General features: G+C 57.1%; 5 protein-coding genes. 4 read left to right on the top strand and 1 reads right to left on the bottom strand.

Features of this window, described 5'->3' with window-relative positions; translation table 11 throughout:
• Positions 1-39: 39 nt before the first annotated feature.
• Complete coding sequence (locus tag NQ014_RS09975; RefSeq protein ID WP_257075123.1) at positions 40-687, bottom strand: SDR family oxidoreductase; 648 nt, start codon at positions 685-687, stop codon at positions 40-42.
• Between the two features lie 542 nt (positions 688-1,229).
• Here NQ014_RS09975 and rpsL point away from each other — a divergent pair.
• From rpsL to tuf, 4 genes are all read left to right on the top strand, one after another.
• A complete protein-coding gene (rpsL, locus tag NQ014_RS09970; RefSeq protein ID WP_038627636.1) occupies positions 1,230-1,601 on the top strand; it encodes a 30S ribosomal protein S12 in 372 nt (123 codons plus the stop codon).
• A gap of 3 nt (positions 1,602-1,604) precedes the next feature.
• Positions 1,605-2,075 carry a 30S ribosomal protein S7 gene (gene rpsG, locus NQ014_RS09965; protein ID WP_049193220.1) on the top strand — a complete coding sequence of 157 codons (471 nt, stop codon included), beginning with the start codon at positions 1,605-1,607 and terminating at the stop codon, positions 2,073-2,075.
• A 299-nt stretch (positions 2,076-2,374) separates the two neighbouring features.
• Positions 2,375-4,507, top strand: coding sequence for an elongation factor G (gene fusA / locus NQ014_RS09960; protein ID WP_083324598.1), 2,133 nt, complete (start codon positions 2,375-2,377; stop codon positions 4,505-4,507).
• A gap of 502 nt (positions 4,508-5,009) precedes the next feature.
• A complete protein-coding gene (tuf, locus tag NQ014_RS09955; RefSeq protein WP_049170037.1) occupies positions 5,010-6,200 on the top strand; it encodes an elongation factor Tu in 1,191 nt (396 codons plus the stop codon).
• Positions 6,201-6,513 lie beyond the last annotated feature (313 nt).

Raw genomic sequence — 6,513 nt, 5'->3', positions numbered from 1 at the left:
GAGGGAGGGGCTAGGGGGTCCGTCCCCGGTTTCCTTCCTCTACTCCTTGAGAGCCTCTGCAATCGGGGTGTTGCCCTCGTTGAAGTTAATGATGCGACCAACGGTAGTTTCGTTGAACACGGTCTGCGCGATGACATTGGCAACGGTCGCACGAGCGACCTCGCCTGCCTTGTCCGCCGTGGTGTCGATGGAATCCTGGCCCTTGTCGAGCGTGAGCGCACTCGGGCCGAGAATGGTCCACTCAAGGTTTGAAGCGCGCAGCGCTTCGTCGGCTGCAGCCTTGGACTCGGCATAGGCAAAGAAGCTGTGATCCTCTGGAACGCCATGGTCGTGGCCCGCACCAAAGTAGGAGACCATGACGTAGCGCTTAACGCCAGCCTGCTCGGCCGCGGCAATCGAAGTAATAGCTGCGTCGCGGTCGATCGCGTAAGTCCGTTTTGCTGAACCTCCACCAGCGCCGGCGGACCAAATCACAGCGTCGTGCCCGCTGAGAAGGTCCGCAAACTGTTCGGTCGAGAGACTGGCGATGTCGTAAACGGCTGGTGTGGCGCCGAGAGCCTCGATATCCGGAACCTGGTCGGGGTTGCGAATAACCGACGTGACCTCGTAGCCATCGTCGATAAGTAGGGGAGTAGCGATTTGGGCCACCTTGCCGTGGCCGCCAATGACAATAACTTTCTTAGACATGTCCCCACCTATACGCTGCCAGTACACTGCTGGCAATGAAGAAGGCATTCGCCTGTGGTGAACATGGCGATTAAGTTTCTCCAGCGCTGATGCAGGACAGTACTATGGGCAAACCGAACGGACGGCAGAATTGGCCGAGTTATCGATTCAAACCGGCATAGTAACGTCTGCGTCTTTTGGGGCGAGGCGCGCCGTGCTGAACACCCAAAAATTTGATCACCAAACCCACAAGCGCTCAAAGTGCTTGAAATTTATAGGCCATTACCAGGGTGTTTGGACTAAACCCGCAGCTCGCGTACTGTTATACAACGATCCCAGAAAAGAATTGGGAACTTGAGACATTACCCAGTAGGCCAGCGAGAGCGGCTGACTGGGTTTCGCACGTTCAAAATCCCTCCATTTCTTGCGTTCAACCGATGGGCTCACCACTGGATGAGTAATAACTTTTCTTGTGATGCATTCACACGGAAGGTGGTTACTCCGCTGCGGTTGGCATCGGTCGTGAGAATGCCCAGCGAGGATTGAAAACAGAAAGAGGCTTCATGCCCACTATTCAGCAGCTGGTCCGCAAGGGCCGCCATGACAAGAAGGCTAAGGTTGCAACCGCAGCTCTGAAGGGTTCCCCTCAGCGCCGCGGCGTTTGCACCCGTGTTTACACCACCACCCCGAAGAAGCCGAACTCGGCTCTTCGTAAGGTCGCTCGTGTTCGCCTGACCTCCGGTGTCGAGGTTTCGGCTTACATTCCGGGTGAGGGCCACAACCTGCAGGAGCACTCCATGGTGCTCGTTCGCGGTGGTCGTGTTAAGGACCTCCCGGGTGTCCGCTACAAGATCGTCCGTGGTTCCCTTGACACCCAGGGCGTCAAGGACCGCAAGCAGGCTCGTTCCCGCTACGGCGCAAAGAAGGAGAAGTAAGCCATGCCACGTAAGGGCCCAGTACAGAAGCGTCCTGTCGTCAACGACCCGGTCTACGGCTCCCCTCTGGTGTCGCAGCTGGTCAACAAGGTTCTGATCGACGGTAAGAAGTCGACTGCAGAGCGCATCGTCTACGGTGCACTTGAGATGTGCGAAGAGAAGACCGGTACTGATCCGGTGCTGACTCTGAAGCGCGCAATCGAGAACGTCAAGCCGGCTCTTGAGGTTCGTTCCCGCCGTGTTGGTGGCGCCACCTACCAGGTCCCGGTCGAGGTTCGCCCGGGCCGCGGCACCACGCTGGCACTGCGCTGGCTGCTGATGTTCTCCCGTCAGCGCCGTGAGAACACCATGACCGAGCGTCTCGCTAACGAGATCCTCGATGCATCCAACGGCCTGGGTGCATCCGTCAAGCGTCGTGAGGACACTCACAAGATGGCGGAAGCTAACCGCGCATTCGCTCACTACCGCTGGTAGTCGCTTATCGACGGAGGCCGCGAGTGGTCACCGTCGTAAAGCAGCTGCCGGTATGTCAACGGCGCGCGTCGGTCGCGGTCCACAGATCTTTAAGGGTCACTCAATAGGGGCCAGCCCGGCGCTAACACCCGATGTCTTGCGTAGAATTTACGCAATAGGTGTACGTCACGGCGCGACTTCGCGCCAAGACGGTGGCATTATAGATAAAGCAAACCCGACCGACGGCGGATTTGACGGCCAATTGCAATCCCGTGATTGAGTCTCACCGCCAAACCGATTTGAAACGAGTGGGGAATCAAGTGGCTGAAGGTGCACTTCCCGTTAAGAAGGACCTCCACAAGGTCCGCAACATCGGCATCATGGCGCACATCGATGCTGGTAAGACGACTACGACTGAGCGCATCCTGTACTACACGGGTATTAACCGCAAGGTCGGCGAGACTCACGATGGTGGCGCTACCACCGACTGGATGGAGCAGGAGAAGGAGCGCGGTATTACCATTACCTCCGCTGCTGTGACCTGTTTCTGGAACGACAACCAGATCAACATCATCGATACCCCGGGCCACGTCGACTTCACCGTTGAGGTTGAGCGTTCCCTGCGTGTGCTCGACGGTGCCGTCGCAGTCTTCGACGGTAAGGAAGGTGTCGAGCCGCAGTCTGAGCAGGTTTGGCGTCAGGCTCAGAAGTACGATGTCCCGCGTATTTGCTTCGTCAACAAGATGGACAAGCTGGGCGCTGACTTCTACTACACCGTTGGCACCATCGTTGACCGCCTCGGTGCTAAGCCGTTGGTTATGCAGCTGCCGATTGGCGCTGAGGATGACTTCGACGGCGTTGTTGACCTGCTGGAGATGAAGGCCCTCATGTGGCCGGGCAAGGTTGAGATCGGTACTCCTGCGCAGGTCGAGGAGATTCCGGCGGACATGGTCGACAAGGCTAACGAGTACCGTGAGAAGCTCATTGAGACCGTCGCTGAGTCCGACGAGGAGCTCATGGAGAAGTACTTCGGTGGCGAAGAGCTGACCATGGACGAGATCAAGGGTGCCATCCGCAAGATGGTCCTGAACTCTGAGGTCTACCCGGTCTACTGTGGTACCGCTTACAAGAACAAGGGTGTTGAGCCGCTGCTCGACGCTGTCATTGACTTCCTGCCGAATCCGCTGGACATCGGTGAAGTTCACGGCCACCAGATGGGCGACGAGGACGTCGAAATGGTCCGTAAGCCGTCTAAGGATGAGCCGTTCTCCGCTCTCGCATTCAAGATTGCTGCTCACCCGTTCTTCGGCAAGCTGACCTTCGTCCGCGTTTACTCCGGTCGCGTGGAGCCTGGCCAGCAGGTCCTGAACGCCACCAAGGACAAGAAGGAGCGCGTCGGTAAGCTGTTCCAGATGCACGCCAACAAGGAGAACCCTGTTGACGAGGCAGTGGCAGGTAACATCTACGCCTTCATCGGTTTGAAGGACACCACCACCGGTGACACCCTGTGTGCACAGGATGCTCCGATTGTTCTGGAGTCCATGTCCTTCCCGGATCCGGTTATCGACGTTGCTATTGAGCCGAAGTCCAAGGCCGACCAGGAGAAGCTGAGTACCGCTATTCAGCGTCTGGCTGAAGAGGATCCGACCTTCACTGTTCACCTGGATGAAGAAACCGGCCAGACCGTTATCGGCGGTATGGGCGAGCTCCATCTCGACGTCCTGGTTGACCGCATGAAGCGCGAGTTCAAGGTTGAAGCAAACATCGGTAACCCGCAGGTTGCTTACCGCGAGACCATCCGCAAGCCAGTCGAGAAGTTCGAGTACACCCACAAGAAGCAGACCGGTGGTTCGGGTCAGTTCGCCCGCGTCATTATTGCTCTGGAGCCGTACGCTCCGGCTACTGACGAGGTGGAAGAGGGCGAGTCCACCACTTACAAGTTTGTCAACGAGGTCACTGGTGGTCGTGTTCCGAAGGAATACATCCCGTCTGTCGACGCTGGTATTCAGGACGCAATGCAGTACGGTACCCTCGCTGGCTACCCGCTGGTGAACATCAAGGCAACCCTGCTCGATGGTGCTTACCACGAAGTTGACTCCTCTGAAATGGCCTTCAAGATTGCTGGTCAGCAGGCTATGAAGGAAGCTGTTCAGAAGGCTAAGCCGGTCCTGCTCGAGCCGATGATGGCCGTTGAGGTCATTACTCCGGAAGAGTACATGGGCGAAGTTATCGGTGACATCAACTCCCGTCGTGGCCAGGTCAACTCCATGGAAGACCGCACCGGCGTCAAGGCTGTCAAGGCTCTGGTTCCGCTGTCCGAGATGTTCGGCTACGTTGGTGACCTGCGCTCCAAGACCCAGGGTCGCGCTAACTACACCATGATCTTCGACTCCTACGCTGAGGTTCCGTCCTCCGTGGCCGAGGAGATCATTGCAGCTCGTACCGGCGCTTAAGTTGCGTCGGTAGGGTGGGGCACTCAATCGGAGCTGGCCCCATCCCTGCACGCACTGCAGTGTCGCTCTTTTTAGGGAACGCAGTGCGAGGGTCTGCAGCTTTAGTAGATTCCCTCTAGCTTTGACTGTGCTGAGACATCGTCAGACTGTTGGCGTGTGTTAGCACAGGCAAGCTCTAGGGGGTAGCTGCTCGCAATTCATATCGTTGGGCGATTTTAAATCGCAACTCAAATATCTAGCATTTATGCAGGTAAATGACGATGTGAGTTGCTGGCCGTTACCCACCCTTAACTAGGGGGTTGGTCTGGTTTGGAAAACTCCAGTATCCTGCCCTAGTATCGAGTAACTGGCACAGTGAAAGAATAGTGCTCTTTTGCGCGCGCACGTTCCGAAGTCGTAAGCGAACAGCTTGAAGGCTTCTGATGTTGTGAAGGCGGATAGAGTGACCACAAAATTGTGGCTGCGAGAGTCGTGGCCACCTAGACCTCCAGGAGGACTAAAAGTGGCAAAGGCGAAGTTCGAGCGTACGAAGCCGCACGTCAACATCGGTACCATTGGTCACGTTGACCACGGTAAGACCACCACTACCGCCGCTATCACCAAGGTTCTGGCTGACAAGTTCCCGGACCTGAACGAGTCGTTCGCTTACGATGCCATCGATAAGGCACCGGAAGAGAAGGAACGTGGCATTACCATCAACGTTTCCCACGTTGAGTACCAGACGGAGAAGCGCCACTACGCTCACGTCGATGCCCCGGGCCACGCCGACTACATCAAGAACATGATCACCGGTGCTGCTCAGATGGACGGCGCAATCCTGGTTGTTGCTGCTACTGACGGCCCGATGCCGCAGACCCGCGAGCACGTTCTGCTGGCTCGCCAGGTTGGCGTTCCGTACATCCTCGTTGCACTGAACAAGTGCGACATGGTCGACGACGAAGAGATTATCGAGCTCGTCGAGATGGAGGTCCGCGAGCTGCTGGCTGAGCAGGACTACGACGAGGAAGCTCCGATCGTTCACATCTCCGCTCTGAAGGCTCTTGAGGGCGAAGAGAAGTGGGTCAACTCCATCCTCGAGCTGATGGAAGCCTGCGACGAGAACATCCCGGATCCGGTCCGCGAGACCGACAAGCCGTTCCTGATGCCGATTGAGGACATCTTCACCATTACCGGTCGCGGCACCGTTGCTACCGGTCGTGTTGAGCGCGGCGTTCTGAACGTCAACGACGAGGTCGAGATCCTGGGCATCAAGGAGAAGTCCCAGAAGACCACCGTTACCGGTATCGAGATGTTCCGCAAGCTGCTGGATTCCGCTGAGGCTGGCGACAACTGTGGTCTGCTGCTCCGCGGTACCAAGCGTGAGGACATCGAGCGCGGTCAGATCGTTGCTAAGCCGGGCGCTTACACCCCGCACACCGAGTTCGAGGGTTCCGTCTACATCCTGTCCAAGGATGAGGGCGGCCGTCACACCCCGTTCTTCGACAACTACCGTCCGCAGTTCTACTTCCGCACCACCGACGTCACCGGCGTCGTTTCCCTGCCGGAAGGTGTCGAGATGGTCATGCCGGGCGACAACGTTGACATGTCTGTCAAGCTGATCCAGCCGGTCGCAATGGACGAGGGCCTGCGCTTCGCTATCCGCGAGGGTGGCCGCACCGTCGGCGCTGGTCGCGTTACCAAGATCGTTAAGTAAGGTTTCTCCCCATAGGGGAAATGCTTTAACTTAAGTCTTAGAAGAATCCCGACTCCGCGTAAGCGGAAGTCGGGATTTTTTGTATCTGCACATAGCCGACACTAGACGGGGTGGGGGCGGCGCAATAGCCGTCGTCAAGCAGACTGTGCCGTAATGGGTGTGATGTACGTTGCACTTTGGAATCGTGATTTTACATTCGTAGCCCGGACGTGCTTTAATACGGAGGTTGCTTTAACAAAGGTGTTCGCGCCAATTGTTGTATCAGGCCCAGCTGGGAACCAGTACGAAATTGGACATAGCGCCTATGGTAAGG

The sequence above is a fragment of the Corynebacterium sp. 5QC2CO genome (genome assembly GCF_024580435.1).
Lineage (GTDB): Bacteria > Actinomycetota > Actinomycetes > Mycobacteriales > Mycobacteriaceae > Corynebacterium > Corynebacterium jeikeium_D.
The sequence above is the reverse complement of the archived record's forward strand: the minus strand, read 5'-3'. Positions and strand labels throughout refer to the sequence as shown.

Bases quoted from the DNA above. Each gene is read 5' to 3' on its own strand.
- rpsG (WP_049193220.1), top strand. From the start codon at position 1,605: ATGCCACGTAAGGGCCCAGTACAGAAGCGTCCTGTCGTCAACGACCCG.
- rpsL (WP_038627636.1), top strand. From the start codon at position 1,230: ATGCCCACTATTCAGCAGCTGGTCCGCAAGGGCCGCCATGACAAGAAG.
- NQ014_RS09975 (WP_257075123.1), bottom strand. From the start codon at position 687: ATGTCTAAGAAAGTTATTGTCATTGGCGGCCACGGCAAGGTGGCCCAA.